The 3,299-nt window shown below is 53.2% G+C and carries 2 rRNA genes; both read right to left on the bottom strand.

What is annotated here, in order from left to right:
• Positions 1 to 18 precede the first annotated feature (18 nt).
• Positions 19 to 134: ribosomal RNA gene (gene rrf / locus BM364_RS18125) — 5S ribosomal RNA — on the bottom strand.
• 187 nt (positions 135 to 321) lie between these two features.
• Positions 322 to 3,044: ribosomal RNA gene (locus tag BM364_RS18120) — 23S ribosomal RNA — on the bottom strand.
• Positions 3,045 to 3,299 lie beyond the last annotated feature (255 nt).

Here is a 3,299-nt window from a genome sequence, read left to right as displayed (position 1 = left end):
CTTTTGTGTTTTTAGCAGACCTTGCGGTGCCCTACTCTCCCAAGTCTTGAGACTTAGTACCATTGGCGCAGCGGGATTTGACGGTCGAGTTCGGGATGGGATCGGGTACTGGGCCCCACGCAATAGCCACAAGGTCGACTAAAAACACATTTTGCGCGATAATTGGTTTTTGGTTTTTCTGATCCTGATGATCTCGCAGGAGAACTCCGGAGGAGCTCTTTGCGACGACCCCGGCGCTTGTGCGCCGCCTCTTTGGAGCGCCTATTGGGCGCGTGAGGTCGAAGGAAGCTGTAGGTTTGCTACAGACATAGATTAATGAGAACGATCAAGCCGATCGAGCTATTAGTAACGGTAAGCTTCAAGCATTGCTGCTCTTCCACACCCGTCCTATCAACGTGGTGGTCTTCCACGGCTCTGATAGGGAATACTCGTTTTGAGGGGGGCTTCCTGCTTAGATGCTTTCAGCAGTTATCCCGTCCGAACTTAGCTACCCTGCAATGCGGCTGGCGCCACAACAGGTCCACCAGAGGTTCGTCCATCCCGGTCCTCTCGTACTAGGGACAGCTCCTCTCAATATTCCAACACCCACGGCAGATAGGGACCGAACTGTCTCACGACGTTCTGAACCCAGCTCACGTACCACTTTAAATGGCGAACAGCCATACCCTTGGGACCTGCTCCAGCCCCAGGATGTGATGAGCCGACATCGAGGTGCCAAACAATGCCGTCGCTATGGACGCTTGGGCATTATCAGCCTGTTATCCCCAGAGTACCTTTTATTCGTTGAGCGATGGCCCTTCCACACGGGACCACCGGATCACTATGACCGACTTTCGTCTCTGCTCGACTTGTCAGTCTCGCAGTCAGGCAGGCTTATGCCATTGCACTCGACGACCGATTTCCGACCGGTCTGAGCCCACCATCGCGCGCCTCCGTTACTCTTTGGGAGGCGACCGCCCCAGTCAAACTACCCACCATGCGCTGTCCCGGACACTGTTATGCCGCGGTTAGACACCTATGACGATAAGGGTGGTATCTCATCTTGCGGCTCCACCAAGGCTGGCGCCCTGGCTTCAAAGCCTACCACCTATCCTGCACATGCCGACACAAGTGCCAGCGCAAAGCTATAGTAAAGGTTCATGGGGTCTTTCCGTCTGACCGCAGGAACCCCGCATCTTCACGGGGAATTCAATTTCGCTGAGTCTATACTGGAGACAGTGGGGAAGTCGTTACGCCATTCGTGCAGGTCGGAACTTACCCGACAAGGAATTTCGCTACCTTAGGACCGTTATAGTTACGGCCGCCGTTTACCGGGGCTTCAATTCAAGGCGTTAACCTCTCCTTTTAACCTTCCGGCACCGGGCAGGCGTCAGACCCTATACGTCGTTTTGCAACTTCGCAGAGCCCTGTGTTTTTGATAAACAGTCGCCACCCCCTCTTTTGTGACACCCCAAACCGGTTGCCCGATGTGAGGTCACGCTTATCCCGAAGTTACGCGTGCAATTTGCCGAGTTCCTTCAGTATAGTTCTCTCAAGCGCCTTGGTATACTCTACCAGTCCACCTGTGTCGGTTTCGGGTACGGTCTATGTTGGTGGAGCTATTTCCTGGAACCGGCTCACTGCACCCCCAATCCGATAAGGGGATACAGATCCGCGCGATCCGTCACTACCACCAGGCCCACGAATATTAACGTGGTTCCCATCGTCTACGCATTTCTGCCTCGACTTAGGGGCCGGCTAACCCTGCGCTGATTAGCATTGCGCAGGAACCCTTGGACTTTCGGCGAAAGTGTCTCTCACACTTTTTGTCGCTACTCATGTCATCATTCGCACTTCCGATACCTCCAGGACCCCTCACAGGTATCCCTTCGCAGGCTTACGGAACGCTCCGCTACCGCTTGCATCTAAGATGCAAACCCTAAGCTTCGGTGCACAGTTTTAGACCCGGTACATCTTCGCCGCAGGATCACTTGACCAGTGAGCTGTTACGCTATCTTTAAAGGATGGCTGCTTCTAAGCCAACCTCCTGGTTGTCTGAGTAATCCCACATGCTTTCCCACTTAACTGTGACTTGGGGACCTTAGCTGTAGGTCAGGGTTGTTTCCCTTTTGACGATGGACGTTAGCACCCACCGTCTGTCTCCCAGATAGTACTCTCAGGTATTCGGAGTTTGGTTAGGTTTGGTAAGTCGGTGAGACCCCCTAGCCCATCCAGTGCTCTACCCCCTGAGGTATTCGTCTGAGGCGATACCTAAATATCTTTCGCGGAGAACCAGCTATTTCCAAGTTTGATTGGCCTTTCACCCCTAGGAACAAGTCATCCCCGTCTTTTTCAACAGACGTGGGTTCGGCCCTCCAGTACGTGTTACCGTACCTTCAGCCTGCTCATACCTAGATCACTTGGTTTCGGGTCTAATCCGTCTAACTTAACGCCCTATTCAGACTCGCTTTCGCTGCGCCTACACCTAACGGCTTAAGCTTGCTAGACAGACTAAGTCGATGACCCATTATACAAGAGGTACGCCGTCACCCTTGCGGGCTCCGACTGTTTGTATGCATCCAGTTTCAGGTACTATTTCACTCCCCTCGTCGGGGTGCTTTTCACCTTTCCCTCACGGTACTGGTTCGCTATCGGTCGTGTGCGAGTACTTAGGCTTGGATAGTGGTCTACCCATGTTCAGACAGAATTTCACGTGTTCCGCCTTACTCGAGGACCTCTCAGCTTTCTACCGGTACGGGGCTATCACCCACTCTGGCCAACATTTCCATGCTGTTCCCGTTCTTACCAAGAGGCCACTGGCCTGGTCCGCGTTCGCTCGCCACTACTAACGGAGTCTCGTTTGATGTCCTTTCCTCCAGGTACTTAGATGTTTCAGTTCCCTGGGTTAGCTCCCTTGCGGGTGACCTAAATGGTCGGGTTTCCCCATTCGGAAATCCCCGGATCAAAGCTTATTCGCAGCTCCCCGAGGCTTATCGCAGCGTATTACGTCCTTCATCGCCTGCACACGCCAAGGCATCCACTAGATGCACTTAAGACGCTTGATCGTTCTCATTACCTATATCCGCAACATCACCAGCCAACCCCGCTCTTGTACAGGATCGACCTCCGTCGTCGGTATGGTTTCCTTGCACCGGACATAAGTCCGATGCGTGATCAGAAAAAAAACCAATTATCACGTCGCTTCCTGTGCCTCCCCGAGGGTGTCGGGTCAAACAGCACAACAAGCGATCTCTTTACGATGTCAAAATATCCGGCCCTGGATCCCAAGGGATCAACAGAACCAAACCTTGCTCTTTAGC

The organism is Devosia crocina, from assembly GCF_900116545.1.
Lineage (GTDB): Bacteria > Pseudomonadota > Alphaproteobacteria > Rhizobiales > Devosiaceae > Devosia > Devosia crocina.
Note: the sequence above shows the minus strand (reverse complement) of the source record. Positions and strands in the feature narration are given on the sequence as shown.